The sequence below is a fragment of the Gemmatimonadota bacterium genome (genome assembly GCA_016714015.1).
GTDB lineage: Bacteria > Gemmatimonadota > Gemmatimonadetes > Gemmatimonadales > Gemmatimonadaceae > Pseudogemmatithrix.
In genome coordinates this window covers 176,221-193,261 of sequence record JADJNZ010000004.1, presented here as the reverse complement: position 1 = coordinate 193,261, position 17,041 = coordinate 176,221, and the positions used below count along the sequence as shown (strand labels likewise).

Here is a 17,041-nt window from a genome sequence, read left to right as displayed (position 1 = left end):
CGGAAGGAAGAAGGTAGAAAGCACTTCTCCGACCGCGTCGGCGATCAGCCGATGCGGTCGGCGGCGCCTTCGGGCAGCGCTCGCCAGATGATGCGGCGCAGTCGGTACCGACGGTCCGACGCATCGGCAGGGATCGGCGAGGAGCGGCGGATGATCTCCACCTCGATCGCGTACGCGTACCCGGGTTCCGGGAGGAACCCTTCGATCCCGCCGTAGAAGAGCGTCCACTCGGCGTTCTGGTCAAGCCGGACCTGCAGGCAGGTCATGGGCCCGACGCCCATGCAAGGCACGGTCAGGTGCGACACGAACACGGTCTCGACGAGGCGCGGCATCACGCCGCGCTCCGGCGCGCAGCCCGCTAACAGCACGACAAGGACCATCCGGGCGATTCGCATGTTGGTCGCTCAGCCCCGCGCGTGTGTTCTACCTTCCGCCTTCCGCCTTCCGCTTTCTGTTCAGTACCCGCAGGCCGTCCTCGCCGTCACGACGACGACGCCGTCCGCGCCCTCCCGCGTCACCGGACCGCACCCGCCGATCACCGCCGGCCCCGTCGCGCCGAGTCCCGGCACCCGCAACGTGATCGGTGCGGACGCGTTGTTGATCACGACCAGCGTCCGTCCTCGCCGATAGACGAGCTGCTGCTCCTGCACGAGCAACTGCTCGGTGCGGACCGACGCGAGTTCCGGCCGCTCGCGCCGCAGGCGCGCGAGGGACTGGAGATGCACGAAGATGCGCTGCTCGTCCGCGGTGCGGCCGCTCGCCTCGAACGCGTTCCGCGCGTCGCCGCTCCACCCGCCGGGGAAGTCGCGCCGATTGTCCGGATCCTCCCCGCCGCCCAGCCCGAGCTCGTCGCCATAGTACAGCTGCGGGATCCCGCGCGTGGTGAAGAGGAAGGTGTAGGCCATCAGCAGGCCGTCGACCGTCGCGCCCGGACCGTCCATCAGGCGCGCCATGTCGTGATTGTCCGACACCGTCACGAGTCGCTCGGGATGGTCGTAGAGCCGGTCGCGCGCGAGCATCTGCGCGAGCTCGCGCACCGGACCGCCGCGCATGAACGCGCGCCGCATCACGCCCTGCACCGGGAAGTCGAACAGCTGGTCGACGCCCGTGCGGATCCCGTCGAAACCGGTCTTGCTCCCTTCGAAGAACGCGACGAGCGCCGGGTCCCACTGCAGCACCTCGCCCACGACGGTCATCTGCGGGTACTCGCGCTTGATCGCGGCCATCCAGGGCGTCCAGAAGCTGCGCGGGACGTACGGCCACGTGTCCTGCCGGATCGCGTCGAGGCCGGTCTTCCCGGCCCACCAGAGCGTCTGCTGGATGAGATACCGCTCGACCTCGGGATCGCGCTGGTCGAAGTCGGGGAGGATCCCGGCGAACCAGCCCCGCAGCGTGGAGTCCTGCACCGCCGCGGCCCCGTGCGGATCGGCGAGGGACTCGACGCGCCAGTTGTTGGGCAGGTGCTGCGCCGGCGTCCCCGCGAACCAGGTCGGCGTCGGCGGATCCTGCGCCCACACGTGCTCGGGCCCGGTATGGTTCGCGACGAGGTCCATCACGACCTTCATCCCCAGCGCGTGCGCCTCCTCCACAAGGCGACGATACGTCGCGAGGTCGCCGAAGTGCTCATCCACGGCATAGAGGTCGGTGGGGCCGTAGCCGTGATAGTCGGTGTAGCCGTTGGGGCCCCACGCGGGGCGCCCCCGATGCGCGATCGTGTCGACGTTGTCCTGGATCGGCGTGAGCCAGACGGCGGTCACGCCGAGCGACTTGAGGTACGGCAGGCGCTGCCGCACCCCTTCGAGGTCGCCGCCGTGGTAGAAGCGCATGTCGTCGCGGCGATGGAGCCCGCGCGAGCGGGCCGGATCGTCGTTCGCGGGATCGCCGTTCGCGAAGCGGTCGGGCATGATCAGGTAGAGCACGTCGCTCGGCCCGATCCCCTGGAAGCGCCCGGTGCGCGCGAGTGGCGCGTGCACCGCGAACTCGAATGGCACGCTCCCCGCCCCCGTGCGGACGGTGACCGGATACGCCCCCGGCGTCGTGGCCGGCGGCACGGTGACGTCGACGAAGAGGTTGGTGCCCGTCGCGCTCACGCGCACGTTCGCGCAGCGGAGCGCGCCGCAGGTCACGCGCGCGCCCTCGAACCCGCGGCCGCGCACGAGCAGGCGCACCGGATTGATGGAGTGCCCCACCCACCAGTCGGGCGGCTCGACCTTGGTCACCACCGGTTGCGCACCCGCCGGACCGGCCGCGCCAGCGATCAGGACTGCAGCGAAGAGCCGTCGCACGGTGTACGAACGCAGTTGGCGCATGCTTCGGGTCCCCGCCTCAGGGCGCATCGGGCAGCCGCGTGACCCGCACGCGATGCACGTCCGCCGCGTTGATCGTGCCGTTCATGTTCTCGTCCCGCGGGTCCCACCGCAGCGAGAGCGTCTGCACGCCCCGCGTCAGCGTGAGCACCACCGGATTGCTCCAGCCGCGCTCGCTCCAGCTCCCCGCCCCGCGCTGCGGCATCACCACCGCGCCCGTCGCGAGGCCGTTGAGGAACAGCGTGCGCACCGCGGCCTTGTCCTCGGTGTTCACCGGCCCGTTCCCGTTGGAGTACCAGACGTCCACGGCGTACCGCCCAGGCTCCGTCACGGTCGTGCGGACGGTGATCGGTGCGCCGGCACGCTCGGTGCGCACCGACGCGCCCGTCGGGGTCGGGGCGAGCAGGCGCTCACCCGCCGGCGCGATCACGCGCACCGGTTCGCTCAGGAACGATCCCGTGCCCGCGGAATCGACGGCCTCCACCTGCCACTCGGCCAGCTGCATCGTCCGCGGAATGGGGCGACGCCGCGTACCCAGCGTATCCACCGGCTCCCCGTTCACGTGCACCACATATCGCGCTGCGCCCGGCACCGTGTCCCATTCGAGGACGGCGGCGGTCGCCGTCCCGCCGAGCCGCGCGCGCGGCGTCGCCGGCGCGAACCGCACCCCGCTCGACTGGCGCGCGACAGCCTCGGTGCGACAGGCGCGCACCTCGATCACCACCGCGTGCGCGCCGATGAGCGATGCCGGGATCGCGACCTCCTGACCCGCGTCGAGCGGGAGCGGTGCGCCGTCGAGCGTGGCACGGTAGCCGCCGCACGCCGCGCTCGCGCGCACCCGGATCTCGAGCGTCGCGCCGCGATACCGAACACCGCGAAGCACGCGCTCGGTCCGCGCCGCGCCGTCCGCCGGAAGAAGCGAGTGCGGCACCGCGGGTGCCAGCACCAGTCGGTCCCGCTCGAACCGCATCCCGAAGAGCACGCGATACTGCAGCGCGAGAGTCCCCGCCACGCTCCACAGCTGGCGGTCGCTGTTCAGCGCCGTCCCTTCGAAGTGGCCCGTCTCCGCGACGAGGTTCTCCTTGTTGGTCAGGAAGAGCGCTGGCGCGCGCACGAGCGTGCGATACCCGAAGTCCACCGCCGCGTCGCTGCCCACGCGCGCGGCCGCCCACGTGGAGTACGCCGCGACGAACGGCCAGATGGTCGCATTGTGGTAGAACGGCTCGCCCGAGATGAACGGCCAGAAGGTCGGCGTGCCGAAGTCCACGCTCGGCGCGAAGAGCAGCGCGGCGCCGGCCGAGTCCGCCGCAGCGCCCTCGGTGAGCACCAGCAGCGCCTCCCCGAGCGCCTCGTAGCGCGGCGAGCGCGCGAGCGCCGTGCGCCCGTACAGGAACTGCGCATGCCGCTGCAGCTCCGGCATCCAGAACTCGCGCGCGATGCCATCGCGGATCCCGGCCGCCGTCCGCTCCCACTGCGCGATCTCCGCGGCCGGCCGGCCCAACGCGCGCCCCATGTCGGCCAGCACGCGATACGCGCCGTGATGCACCGCGTTCGTCCCGAGCGCGAACCCCTGGTAGATGTCCGCCGGCTGCATCCACCGCGGATAGCTCTGCTCGCGCCAGTCCTCGAAGCTCGACTCGCCGCGCACCAGTCCCGTCGCCCGGTCAAGCGCCACGTGCGCGTCGGCGGCGGCCGACCGCTTGATGATGTCGTACGACGACCGCAGCCAGGCGGTATCACCGGTGACCGCGTAGACCTCCCACGCCGCGAGCGCCCAGGTCATCCGGTCCGTCGAGACGGGCCACGACCCGCCCGTCCCCGTGTCCTGGATGATGCGCCCCTGCGCATCGACCTTCTTCATGAGCGAGACCTTCACCGCGTCGGGCACCACGATCGCGAGCGAGAGCAGGGCGCTGAGCGAGACGTCGCGCGTCCAGACGCCCGGCCACTTGGCCCCGGCGGCGAGCGCCCCGTCCTCGCGCACGAGCTGCGTCAGCTCCTCGAGCGACATCCGGTACGTCGCGTCGACGAGCGGCTCGGGCGAGACGAGCTCGGGGAACCGCGAGAGGTCGGCGGTGCGCGTCCAGATCGCGCGCCCCTGCGCGTCGAGCGGCCGCAGGTACTCCGTGCGGAACGGGAGCGTGGCCTCGAAGATCCCGTCCCCGTCGGGGTCGGTGAGATCCTGCGGCGCACCTGCGGGCACGGCGTTGATGTCCCACACCAGCGGCCCGGTGTCCCCGATCGCCGTCACGCGCGAGAGCGCGCGGATGGTGTCGCCGAGCGGCGGCTTGTACCACCCGCGCGTGCGGATCGCATCGCGCACGGTCCGGAGGTCGAGCCGGATGGTGACCGCTGCCTCGCCATCCTCTCCCTCGCCCGCGTCCTCGGGACGCGGGAGCAGCGGCTTCGGCTCCACCGCGAACGCGTACAGCGGCGTCGCGACGCGACCGGTGCGCGGCCGCAGGTTGATCGTGTGCTCGATCCCCGGCGGGAACTCGTTGTCGCGGCCGTTCAACGCGAACTTGAAGTGCACCTCGCGCGCCGCGCGCGGATACGTGGAGACGATCGTGTCGCGGCCGAGCGCGCGGGCCACGAAGCCCCCTTGCCGCACCTCGTCCGGGCCGACGCGGAACGGCGACGACGGATCGAGCGCGGAGCCGGCCGGACGGAGCCGGATCGCCTGCCCGCCGCCGCGCGCCATCCGGATGCGCAGCGTGTCGCGGGCGGTCAGGGTCCGCTGCGTGATGCTGATCGCCGTCGGGTTCGCGTCCCACGAGGCATCGGCCGCATCGGCGTACACGTCCGCGGCGAACGAACGCCCCGCCGGCAGGAAGTCGAGCGGCACCGCGATCTCGCGCGACTCCTCGTCGGTGATCGCGCCCACGAACCACTCGTCGCGCCCCTTCGCCCGCCGCGCCACCACCACGTCATCCCCGATCCGCCCGTGCAGGACGCGCGTCGTGTCCCAGTCCACCGCCACGTCGCGGATGAACTGGAAGGCCGCCTGCCCGGCGTAGTTCTCGGGCAGGTCCGCCGCCATCTGCACGGGGCTCGGGATCACCACGTAGAGCGCCAGCTGCCGCGCGAGGGTCGAGCGCGGCCGCGACTCCTGCGGCGTCCGCGGCACGTTCGTCCCGCTCCGCGACACCGTGAGGTTGAACACCCCCGGCGTGAAGTCCATCGGGCCGGCGAGGAACCGCGTGAAGAAGAGGATCGTCTCGTGCTCCGGCGGATTCCCGCCCTCCCCGCCCCACGCGTTGAACTCCATCCCCCGCGCCCCCTCGCGCGAGAGCATGTTGGGCCAGGTGCGCCGCTCGCCGGTGTCCTTGATCGGCTCGTGCATCACCACGCTGATCCCGTGCCGCGCCGCGGTCTCGATCACCCGCCGGTGGTGCCGCACCATGTACTGCGACTGGTGGGCATGCCCGCCCGGGTTCACCGTGTCGCCCACGTACCCCGTCTTGATCACCCGCACGCCCAGCCGCTCGTAGAGCGCGAACGCCGAGTCGAGCTGGCGCTCGTAGTTCTCGACGAAGCCCCCCGTCTCGTTGTGCACGATGAGCGCGACGCCCTTCTCGCGCGCGTAGGCGGCGAGCCCCGGCAGGTCGTAGTCCGGGTAGGGCCGGGTGAACGAGAAGCCGTCCCCCTGCTTCATCCAGTCCACGTCCCAGCCCACGTTCCATCCTTCCACCAGCGTGCCACCGAGGCCGTTGGCCGCCGCGAAGTCGATGTACTGCCGCGTGTTCGCCGTCGTCGCGCCGTGGATCGGGCCCTGCCCCCACGTCATCGTGTTGACGTGCATCCCCCACCAGATCCCGTCGTACTTCATCGGCGTGATCCAGCGCGTGTCCGCGATCCGGCTCGGCGGGTTCAGTCGCAGCGAGAGCGTGCTCGGCGCGAGGTCCTCCGGCCGGTCGGCCAGTTGCACCGTGCGCCAGGGCGTCTGGAACGGCGTGCGGCCCTTCACCGCCGCGCCGTCCTTCCACTTGGCCAGGGACGCCGTGAGCGTGCGCGACTCGCTGCGCCCCTGCAGGTACATCCCCGCGTAGTCCACGAGGTCCGCCTCGTGGATCACCGCGTGCAGTCCCGACGAGGCGACCAGCGTGAGCGGCGTGTGCACCAGCCGGAGCTTGCTCACCGGCCCCGAGCTGAAGAGCATCTCCGCGCGGTCCGGCGACGACACGTCCGCCGGGATCCACCACGCCTTCATGTCCTCGGCCATCGCGAACTCGGTCCGCTCCTCCATGATCTCGAACTGCCGGAGGTTCGCCTGCGCGGGAAGCTCGTAGCGGAAGCCGATCCCGTCGTCGAACACGCGCACCACGAGCCAGAGCTCGCGCCGGAGCCCCGCGAGCTCCACCGCGTGCACGCGCACTTCGCGGAAGCGGTCCCGCACCTCGCGCACCTCGCCCCACGGGAGCGTGAAGGTGTCGTCGAACTCACGCTGGGCCGTCTCGGTGATCCGCATCCCCTCGCCGAGGGGCGGCCCGTCGCGGAAGGTGAAGCCGAGCGCGGAGGGCGTCACGACCGGACGACCATCGCGCGTGGCCTGCCAGGTCAGCTTCCCCTCGCGGTCGGCGATGGTGACCACCGTGCGACCGTCGGGCGAGCGGACCATCGTGCCGGCGGGCTGCTGCCGCGCGGCCACGAGGAACAGGAGCGCGGCACCGAGCGCGGCGCTGATCGCGGCGGTCCGGCGGGCAGAGGTCGGGAGTCGCATGGTCAGAGCTTGTCGGCCGTGAGGAGCACCACCGCGGTGAAGGCGGGGATGGAGAGGCTCGCGACGCCACCGGCATCGATGGTGACGGTCGTGCCGGCGCACGCGCCACCCACCTTCCCGCCCGTGAGGAGGTCGCAATACGTCCCGGCGGCGAGCGAGGTCGTGACCGTGCCGGTCGTGACGGAGGCGCCGTTGTTGATCGCGACGAACCCGGTGGTGCCGCGCGAGAAGGCGATGAAGTTCGCGTTCAGGGTGGCGTTCGCCTGCCGCGCCTGCCCCGCCGTCGCCGCGCGGAAGCGGATCATCGCGCCGAGGAGCGGGTCGCGGTGCTCGCAGACCCACTGCCCGTCCGGCGTGTTCGGGATGTCCGCCGAGCAGCTCTGGCCGGCGGCGGTGCCGTTGCCGGCGGGCGGGCCGGCGTCGCGGCTCGCGCCGGACGCCTGGTCGAACGCGTACGACGACATCACCATCGGATACCCGTACGGCTCGGCGAGCATGAAGACGTAGGCGAGGCGCTGCCGCTGCCACGAGTCCCAGGTGACACCGCCGCTGCGCTGCGTGTCGTGGTTCTCGAGGAAGACGAGCGCCTTGTTGCTCGGCATGAGCGACCAGTTGACCTCGCTGAAGGTCATGAGGTCCGCCACCTGCTGGCCGCCACTGTTCATGAACTTGTCGCGGATGCCGCGATACTTGAACTCGGAGAGATCGGAGCCGCTCCCGCCGTGGAAGCCGAGGCCGTAGTAGTCGGTCGCCTTCACCCCGGCGTCACCCATGTCGATGACCTCGAGGAAGAAGTACGGCACCGGATCGCCGCTGGCGATGACGGCCCGATTGAGCTTGGTGACGATGCTGTCGAGCTGGACCGGCTGGATGTGCTTCGCCGCGTCGATGCGGAAGCCGCGCACGCCGATGTCCACGAGGTCGGCGAGGTACGCCACGATCGCGTTCTGCACCTTCGCGCTCCCGGTGGAGAGGTCGGAGAGCCCCACGAGTTCGCAATCCTGCACCTGCGCCGCGTTGGTCCAGTCGGAGATGCCGCACGGCAGGTGGAAGTCGCCGGCGTCGTAGAGCCCGGGATAGTTGTACTTGGTGTAGACGGTCCCGTTGGTGCCGGTGCCGTTGCCGGCGGTCATGTGGTTGATCACCGCATCGACGTAGATGTCGACGCCCGCGGTGCGACAGCGCGCGACCATGTCGATGAACTGCGCGCGCGTCCCCGACCGGTTCTGCGCGAGGGAGTAGCTCACCGGCTGGTAGCGCGTCCACCAGGCACCGCCGCCGATGTGCTCCTGCGGCGGCGAGACGAGCGCGGCCCGATAGCCCATGGGGCCGAGGTGCAGCTCGCATTCGCGCGCGATGTCGGCCCAGGCCCACTCGAAGAGCTGGACCGAGACGTCACCGGCCGCGGCGTGCCCCGTGGCGGTGTAGGTCTGCGGGAGGGTCGGTCGGGTGACGGGGCCTGGATTGACCGGGCCGGGGCCTGTGCCGCCGTCGGAGCCGCCGCCGCAGGCGGCGAGGGACAGGGCGACCAGCAGGAACGGGATGCGCACGGGACCTCGGATGCGACTGGGGGGAAAACGCGACGCCCGGCCCGAGATGGTCCTCGGGCCGGGCGTGCGCGTCCTACATGGATCAGTACCCGGTGTTCTGGGTCAGCTTCTTGTTGGCGATGAGCTCGCTCGCCGGGAGCGGATAGAGGTCACGGAACGCCTGCGTGCCGGCGCCCGCGGCCGCGCCGCCCTTGAACGTCCAGACGGTGCCCGCGCCGGTGAAGACGCCGAAGCGGATCATGTCCTGACGGCGATGGCCTTCCATGTACAGCTCGCGGGCGCGCTCGTCGAGGACGAAGGCGAGCGTGAGCTCGGGGGCCGTGATGTTGCCGGTCGCGTTGCCGTACGCACGCTGACGCAGGTCGTTCACGTAGGTGAGCGCCTGGCCGGCCGTGCCGCCGCCGCCACGCAGCTGGAGCTCGGCGTACATGAGGTACACGTCACCCAGACGCCACATCGGCACGTCCGTGTCGACGAACTCCTGGTCCTGCCCGTTGACGCCGCCGGTGGTGCGGTTGGAGTACTTCGGCGCCGCGGTGCCCTGCTCGAAGTTGAACATGTCGGTGATGTTCGCCTGGTTCATGTTCGCCCAGAACTCGGCACGACCGTCGGCCGCACCGGCACCGATCGCCGGGAACTTCGCGCGCGTCTCGGGACGCATGCGGAGGCCCCACCAGCCGCCGTTCAGGCCGAAGTTCGCGTTGTTGAGCGGGCCACCGACGTTCGCGTGGGCGAGGAAGGTGGTGCCGCCGTAGTTGCGCATCCGCGCCCCGTCCTGCGGGATCGCGAAGATGAGCTCCGGCGAGAGGTGATTGTCCGGCGCGAACATGCGGCGGTAGTTCGGGTCGAGCGAGTAGGCGTTCGACGCGATGATCGCCTGCACCTCGGTCATCGCCTCGGTGTAGCGGGTGGCGCCCGTGTACACGCCGGCGTTCATGTAGGTCTTGGCGAGCAACATCGACACCGAGCCCTGGTCGACGCGGCCGTACTCGGCCGCACCGATCGCGGGGAGTTGGTTGCGGATCGCCGTGAGCTCATCCACCACGAACTGGTAGATCTCGGCGCGCGTCGCCTGGGCGGGCGGCTCGGAGACCGTCGTGTTCTCGTCGACGAGCGGCACCGCGCCGAAGAGGTCCATCGCATGGTAGTAGCTGAGCGCGCGCAGGAAGCGCGCCTCGGCCCGGTACCCGGCGATGTCGGTGCGGAGCTGGCCGGCCACGCCGCGCTGGTCGAGCTTCGCGTTCGACGTCTCGCGGAGCAGCACGTTCGCCATCGCCACCTGGAAGTAGATCCGGTAGTACATGGCGTTGAGGAAGCCGTTGGACGACGACCACCCCTGCGTGTTGAGCTCGCTCAGCGCTTGGTCGCCCCAGGCGATGATCGCGTCGTCGGTCGGCAGCGTCTGCATCTGCCAGTAGAGACGCCAGTACTGCGAGAAGCCTTCGTCGATGCCGGAGATGTCCGGCGAGCCGCAGCAGCCCTGCTGGCCGGTGACGGCGAGGCCGGCATAGACCTTCGCCAGCAGCGACCGGTACGCCGAGGGCTCGGAGAACACCGTCTCCGAGTTGATCGTCGACTTCGGCGCCACCGTCGGGTCGGTGCAGGCCGTGCTCACGAGGAGCGCGGCGCTGGCGACCAGGATCGTACGGAAAGTCCTGTTCATTGGTGGTGGGGGGTTAGAAGGCGAAGTTCGCGCCAAGGGTGAACGTGCGGGAGAGCGGGAACAGGTTGTTGTCGATGCCGTTCAGGCCGGCGAGCGGGTCGACGCCCGAGTACTTGCTGGTGGTGAACACGTTCTGGATGGTCCCGAAGACACGAACCGAGCGCGCGCCGTAGAGGTTCCGGAAGGTGTAGGCCGCCGAGACGTTGTCGAGGCGGAGGAACGAGGCGTCCTCGACGTAGTAGTCCGACTGGTACTGCGGGTTGATGAACCCGGTCTCGAGGACCGACGCGTGCCGGTTGGTCGGCGCGGCGCCGTTCAGGCCCGAGTAGTGGCCGAGGGTCGAGGCCATGTTGTTGTAGACGTGGTTGCCCAGGTACATGCGGGCCGTCGCCGAGAACTCCCAGCTCTTCCAGCTGGCCTGCGACGTGTGGCCGATGATCAGGCGGGGCGCCGGGCTCTTGAACGGCCGCAGGTCCTCCTGATTGATGATGTCGTCGCCGTTCTGGTCGACGTACATCGCGGTGTCCGGGTTGGCATCGGTCACCGGCTTGCCGTTGGGCTGCTTGCGGTGCTGGTACACGTAGAACGCGTTCAGCGGCGAGCCCGGCTGCAGCACCTGGATCGTGCGACCCACGCCGCCGGCGATGCCGCCGGTGAGGATCTGGTCCGTGTCATCGGCCGAGATCGAGGTGATCTCGTTCTTGTTCGTCGAGATCGCGAAGCCGGCCTCGTAGCGCCAGCCGCCGCTCGAGCGGTTGTCGACGACCACGGCCGAGAGCCCGAGTTCGAGGCCCTTGTTGTTCATCGAGCCGATGTTCGTCGTCACGAAGTTGCCGACCGTCGTGCCGGCCGCGACCGGCACCGAGAAGATCAGGTCCTTCGTGTCCTTGTTGTAGTAGTCGAGCGTGCCCGTGACGCGGTCGTTCCAGAAGCCGAAGTCCACGCCGAGGTTCGTCGAGGTCGTCTGCTCCCACTTGATGTTCGGGTCCACCGCGCTCGGACGGAGCGTCGAGACGAAGGTGTTGCCGAACTGGTAGGTCGCCTGCGCGCCGCCCGGGGTGTACGTCGGGACGTAGAGGTAGTTGCCGAACGACTGGTTGCCGTTCACGCCCCACGAGAAGCGGAGCTTGAGGTCGGACATGAACGCCGCCTCGGGGAACCACTCCTCGTCCAGGATGCGCCAGGCCGCCGCGAACGACGGGAAGACGCCCCACTGGTTGTCCGCACCGAACCGCGACGAGCCGTCGCGACGGATCGACGCGGTGAGGAGGTACTTCTCCTTGATCGTGTAGTTCGCGCGGGCGAAGAACGAGATCAGCTTCGCCTCGTCCACCGAGAGGTTGTTCTGCGTGCGGCCCGCCGTCGGGATGCCGTTGGCGCCGAGCAGGTTCGTCGTGAGCGACTCGGCCCAGAACGAGGCGTAGTCACCCTTCTGCTGCTCGTAGGTGTAGCCCGCCGTCGCGTCGATGCGGCTGTCGAGGAGCGACAGCTTGGTGTTGTAGTTGCCGAAGAGCTCGAACACCGTGTTGACCTGCCGGGGCAGGTTGCGGTCGATGCGACCACCGCGGCCGCTCTCGAGGTCCTGCTGCGAGGTGCTCGGCGAGAAGAACGTCCGGCTCGAGGTCGCGTAGTCGTAGCCCGTGCGCATCGTGGCCGAGAGGCCGTCGATCAGGTCGGTGAAGAACCACTTGGCCTCGACGTTGCCGACGCTGCGGAAGGTCGAGCCGTCATCCGACTGCTGCGCGAGGTCCGCGAGCGGGTTGTTCGCGCCGAGCGGGTTCGCCCACTGGAAGTAGACGCCGTTGTTGACGGGCAGCTGCGTCGGGTCCATCGCGATCGCACCGCCGAGCACGCCGCCCGGGGTGTAGAGGTCGTCGTTGCGCGTGCCCTTGAAGTTCGCGCGCAGCTCGAGCCGGTCACGCAGCAGCAGGTCGGAGTACGTCGCCGACGCCGAGACGCGGCGCGAGTTCGTGCCGGCCAGCACGCCGTCCTGGTTGAGCAGGCCGAGCGAGAGGCGGTAGCGCATGTCGTCGCGGACACCGGACACCGCGAAGTTGTGCTCCGCGCCGCCCGCCGAGCGCAGCACGCGGTCGAGCCAGTTGGTGTTGCTCGTGCCGAGGAGGCCGACGTTCGCCGGCGCGTTCGCCGTCACCGCCGTGCGGAACTGCGCCGCGTTCAGCAGGTCCGGCTGCGCGATCACCTGCGACGAGGAATAGCTGGACGAATACGAAAAAGCCGGTTCCGAGGAGGAACCGGACCGGGTCGTGACCAGGACCACGCCGTTGGCGCCGCGCGACCCGTAGATCGCCGTGGCCGACGCGTCCTTGAGGACGGTCACTTCCTTGATGTCGGCCGGATTCAGGAAGTTGAGCGGGTTGCGGCCGGAGGAGAGGCCGCCGCCGACGTTGAGCGGCACGCCGTCGACGACGAAGAGCGGCTCGTTGGAGGCATTCACCGACGTGCCGCCGCGGATGCGGATGGAGATGCCGCCGCCCGGCTCGTTGTTGTCGATGACCTGCACGCCCGGGACCTTCGCCTGGATGAGCTGTTCCGCGCTCACCACGCGGCCCGGGTTGAAGTCGCGCGACGTCACGGCCTTCACCGAGCCCGTGTTGTCGCGCACGTCTTGCGTGCCGTAGCCGACGACCGTCACGCCGGTCACCTGGATCGCCGTCGCGCGGAGCGTGAAGTCGACCGTCTTCGACTCGCCCGCCGCGACCGTCACCGTCGCCGAGTCGGCCGCGAACCCGATGCGCTTGGCGCGCACCTTGTACGTGCCGGGCTCCACCTGGATCGTGTAGCGGCCATCTTCGCGGGTCGGCGAGACACGACGGAAGCTCGTGCTCGAGACCTCCACATCGGCCCCGACGATCGCGAGATTGCCGTCAGCGGACCGGACGATGCCCGTGATCCGGGCTGACTGTGCGAGCGCCGGCTCGCTCACACAGAGGGCTGCGACCAGCGTAAGTACGCCGAACCGCCACATGGAACTACTCCTGGGTAATTGAAGGGGGGTTTCTTCGCACTCCCTCACGCCGCGCCCAACGAACTGCGACCGCGCAGTCGTTATAGTTGAGGCGGAACGAGGGGGAGAGAGCGTCCTGAGTATCGGGCCGCCTATCCTAGCGTGTCAAGAAGGTAACGTCGAATTTCTCGTTGGACAAAGTCCGGTATTCCGGTACAAACGATGCCGTATTCCCTTACGGAACCATGGTTCCCATCGCCCTGAGCCCACGCCCATGAAGCCTGCCGTCGCCCTGCTCGGACTGCTCCTCCCCGCCCTCGCGGCCGCCCAGCCCGGCATGGGCCAGGGGGGGACCCGCATCGAGCCCGGACAGGAATGCCCGGCGAACATGACGGAGATCCGCCCCCGCCTCTGCCAGGCGCCCACCCTCCCGACCCCGTCGATCCTCGACTATCGGCCGCGGAACACCCTCGTGGCGGCGGAACACCTCGTCCCCCGCGCGAAATACCCCGCCATCGACTACCACGGTCACCCGACCGGCCAGCAGCTCGGTTCGACCGAGGGCTTGAACGGCCTCGCCGACGACCTCGACCGGATCGGCGTCCGGGTGATCGTCGCAGCGAACAATGTCCGGGGGGAGGGGCTCACCCGGCAGGCGGGGCTGGCGGCCGCCACCCCCCGCATGCGCGACCGCATCCGGTTCCTCACCGGCATCGACTTCACCGGGGCGGGCTCCCCCGGCTGGGCCGAGCGGGCCATCGCCGCCCTCGAGGCGGACGCCAAGGCCGGCGCCGTCGGCATCGGCGAGATCGGCAAGGGATTCGGGCTCTCCAACAAGAAGGCCGACGGCACCCGCCTCGCCATCGACGACCCCATCCTCGATCCCGTCTGGGCCGCCGCCGCCCGCCTCAAGCTGCCCGTCTTCATCCACACGGCCGACCCGGCCGAGTTCTGGCAGCCGATCGACAACAAGAACGAGCGCTGGCTCGAACTCGCCCTCTTCCCCGGGCGGCGCTACGACCCGGCGGTCAATCCGACCTTCGAGGCGCTCAATCAGGAGCGCGACCGGATGGTCAAGCGCAACCCGCGCACGACCTTCGTGCTGGCGCACATGAGCTGGTACGCGAACGACCTGCCGCGCCTCTCTCGCATGATGGACGAGATGCCGAACACCCTCGTCGAGGTCGGCGCCGTGCTTTACGACATCGGCCGCCAGCCGCGCGCGATGCACGACTTCTTCGTGAAGTACCAGGACCGCATCCTCTTCGGGAAGGACTCCTTCCAGCCCGAGGAGTACCCGTACTACTGGCGCGTCTTCGAGACCCGCGACGACTACTTCGAGTACTACCGCGACTATCACGCGAGCTGGAAGCTCTACGGGATCGACCTGCCGGACGAAGTCCTCAAGAAGGTGTACTATCGTAACGCGCTCCGGATCACCCCGGGGATCCCGCAGGACGGGTGGCCGCGGTAGCCCCACGCCCGCACGCGCACGAACGAACACGGGGGGACACGCCGATGGCGCGTCCCCCCGTGTCGTTGGCCGGACCCCCTTCAAGGAACCGGTTGCCTTGCTGCTTGAGTATCGGTACCCGGCGGGCCGGACTTGAGTTCCCCGCGATCCGCCGCCCTACCGCGCCAGCACCGCGTTCACGAACCCCCGCTCCTCGGTCACCTCGCGCACCACGTACGGCGCGAGCCACTCCGGCACCGTCACCTCGGTCTCCGTGCTCGGCAACTCCACCTCGGCGAGCACGAGCGCGCGGTCGGTGAAGACGTCGATCGCCCACACCCGGTCGCCGTCGGGGATGAGGTGCCGCCGCTTGAGCACGCGGCGGCCGGCGGTGAGGGGCCAGAGCGCGGCGAAGAGCGACCGCGTGCACTGCTCCTCCACCTCGATCCGCGCGAGCCCCTTCCCGCCCTTCACCGTGCGGTAGTGCTTCACCGCGCGGCCCTCGCGCGCGCGGCGCACCCGCTCGATGAGCTTCTTCCCCGGGAGATAGCCCTGCTCGAGTCGCTGGAGCCGTCCCGGCGGGAGCGTATCCGGGACGCCGGTCAACAGGTACTTCCGCTCCACCTCCATCCCTTGCGTCCCGCGCGCCGCCAGCCAGTCAGCCACTTCGTTCAGCGCGGCGAACAAAGCCGTCGTGCCGCCGGACAGCCATTCCTCGGCGAGCGCGGTGTACCGGTCGGCGCTGCGCTGCTCGATGCGCGCCATGATCGCGCGCAGGCCCTGGCGGATGATGACCCGCGGTGCCCGCGGGGCGGCCGCGTGGACGAGACCGAGCCAGACGGAGTCGTCGTGGTGGTCGCCCAGGAGATCCTGCAGGACCTTGAGGCGGATGAGGCAGGCCTGCGCGCCGGGCACCGCGGCCGCGACCTGCTCCAGCGCGTAGCGCAGGCGCTTCCCGGCGATGCGCGCCCGATGGATCGCCTCGTGGTCCTCCGCTCCGTTGACCGCGGCGAGCCGCCGCTGCAGCCGGGACGCCGACGACCGCACGAGCGACGACATCGCCGCGGCGAAGGTCTCGCGCTCGGCGCCGCGCACGACGTCGTGCGGCACGTTGTAGCGCGCGAGATGCTCGTCCAGCAGGACCATCGCCGCCTCGAGGTCGCGGTCGAGCTCCGCGAGCAGGTCGCGTTCGGCCTCGCGCTTGAGCCGACCGATCCGAGCGAGCATCCAGTCGGCCGCTCCCCGGTGCTGCGTCGCGAGCGTCGCACGCGCGCCGGTGAGCCACTCGGCGAAGACCTCGTCGTCGCGGCTCGCGTTGGTCGCGTGCGCGAGCCGGCGGAGCAGCTTGTGGCCCCGCCTGGGCGCCAGCGCGCCGGGGAGCACCGCGTCGCAGAGCAGCCAGCTCCGCAGGCGCCGCACCGCCACGCGGAAGTCGTGCAGGGCTTCGACGTCCGCCGGATCGTCGAGACGCGGGCGCGCGGCGCGGACGCGACCCTGCAGGTCGATCGCGATCAGGCGCGCCGCGCGCTGCGCATCCTCGTCGAGCAGGAGGTCGAGGGCGGGCAGGACGGGGGCGGTCACGCGCCCAATCTATCGAGAGTACTGCATCACGCAGAACCCGACGCCCTGCGGCGAGATGATGCCGCAGAACCGGCCCACGCCCGGCGCCTCGCTGATGGGCATCGCGAGCGTCCCGCCGAGCGCCTCGGCCTGCTGCGCCGCCCGCTCCACGTCGTCGACCGTGAAGTAGGTGCACCAGAAGGGCTTGAGGTCGCCCATCTCCGACGTGCGCGCCATCATGCCGGCGACGAAGGCGTCGCCCTGCTTGAACGTCACGTAGTCGAAGCCGGGCATCTTCATGATCTCGAAGGTCCAGCCGAAGAGGTCGCAATAGAACCTCGTGTCGCGCACGAGGTCGTCGCTGACCTGCTCGAACCAGCTCATCGCGCCGTGGACCGCCCCATCCACGTCACCCGGGGGCGCGGAGCGGAGCTCCCAGAGATCGATGTTGGCGCCGCTCGGGTCGTGCCCGACGACCATGCGGCCGTTGGTGCCGACTTCCATCGGGGGGAGCGCCGTGCCGCCCAGCGCGTTCATGCGCGCGGCCATCGCGTCGGCGTCGGTCACGCGGACCATCACGCCGATGACGGGCTGCTGCCCGGCCGGGTTGCCGGGACTCCGGAGATCGAAGAGGCCGCCCTGCCGATGGCCATCGACCTCGATCAGGTAGCCCATGCCGGGCATCTCGGGGAATCGCCAGCCGAGGAGCGCCGAGAAGAAGGCGCGCGTGCCGTCGAGGTCGGGGGAGATGATGTTGATCCAGCAGAACTCGCCGGGCTCGCGGGGGCGTGGGGGCATGGGGCGTTCGCGGGTGGATTGGGGGC

The 17,041-nt window shown here is 70.2% G+C and carries 9 protein-coding genes; 1 reads left to right on the top strand and 8 read right to left on the bottom strand.

Annotation, left to right across the window (positions count from 1 at the left end; translation table 11 throughout):
• Nucleotides 1-44: 44 nt before the first annotated feature.
• The 6 genes from IPJ78_08080 to IPJ78_08055 form a co-directional block, all read right to left on the bottom strand.
• Nucleotides 45-395, bottom strand: a complete 351-nt coding sequence (locus IPJ78_08080) for a DUF4377 domain-containing protein (protein MBK7906508.1) — start codon at nucleotides 393-395, stop codon at nucleotides 45-47.
• 60 nt (nucleotides 396-455) lie between these two features.
• On the bottom strand, nucleotides 456-2,309 hold the full coding sequence (locus IPJ78_08075) for a cyclomaltodextrinase N-terminal domain-containing protein (protein MBK7906507.1): 1,854 nt from the start codon (nucleotides 2,307-2,309) through the stop codon (nucleotides 456-458).
• A 16-nt stretch (nucleotides 2,310-2,325) separates the two neighbouring features.
• Nucleotides 2,326-7,026 carry a glycoside hydrolase family 97 catalytic domain-containing protein gene (locus IPJ78_08070; protein MBK7906506.1) on the bottom strand — a complete coding sequence of 1,567 codons (4,701 nt, stop codon included), beginning with the start codon at nucleotides 7,024-7,026 and terminating at the stop codon, nucleotides 2,326-2,328.
• Nucleotides 7,027-7,028: 2 nt separating this feature from the next.
• Nucleotides 7,029-8,576, bottom strand: a complete 1,548-nt coding sequence (locus IPJ78_08065; GenBank protein ID MBK7906505.1) for an alpha-amylase family protein — start codon at nucleotides 8,574-8,576, stop codon at nucleotides 7,029-7,031.
• An 82-nt stretch (nucleotides 8,577-8,658) separates the two neighbouring features.
• Complete coding sequence (locus IPJ78_08060; protein ID MBK7906504.1) at nucleotides 8,659-10,239, bottom strand: RagB/SusD family nutrient uptake outer membrane protein; 1,581 nt, start codon at nucleotides 10,237-10,239, stop codon at nucleotides 8,659-8,661.
• Nucleotides 10,240-10,252: 13 nt separating this feature from the next.
• Nucleotides 10,253-13,183: a SusC/RagA family TonB-linked outer membrane protein gene (locus IPJ78_08055; GenBank protein MBK7906503.1), complete on the bottom strand. Its 2,931-nt coding sequence runs from the start codon at nucleotides 13,181-13,183 to the stop codon at nucleotides 10,253-10,255.
• A gap of 295 nt (nucleotides 13,184-13,478) precedes the next feature.
• Here IPJ78_08055 and IPJ78_08050 point away from each other — a divergent pair, with 295 nt between their 5' ends.
• On the top strand, nucleotides 13,479-14,678 hold the full coding sequence (locus IPJ78_08050; GenBank protein MBK7906502.1) for an amidohydrolase family protein: 1,200 nt from the start codon (nucleotides 13,479-13,481) through the stop codon (nucleotides 14,676-14,678).
• 156 nt (nucleotides 14,679-14,834) lie between these two features.
• Here IPJ78_08050 and IPJ78_08045 read toward each other — a convergent pair whose 3' ends face one another.
• Both IPJ78_08045 and IPJ78_08040 read right to left on the bottom strand, forming a co-directional pair.
• The gene (locus IPJ78_08045) at nucleotides 14,835-16,238 is read right to left on the bottom strand and encodes a CHAD domain-containing protein (GenBank protein ID MBK7906501.1); all 1,404 of its coding nucleotides are present in this window, start codon (nucleotides 16,236-16,238) and stop codon (nucleotides 14,835-14,837) included.
• Between the two features lie 9 nt (nucleotides 16,239-16,247).
• Complete coding sequence (locus tag IPJ78_08040) at nucleotides 16,248-17,015, bottom strand: VOC family protein (protein ID MBK7906500.1); 768 nt, start codon at nucleotides 17,013-17,015, stop codon at nucleotides 16,248-16,250.
• Between the last annotated feature and the right edge of the window lie 26 nt (nucleotides 17,016-17,041).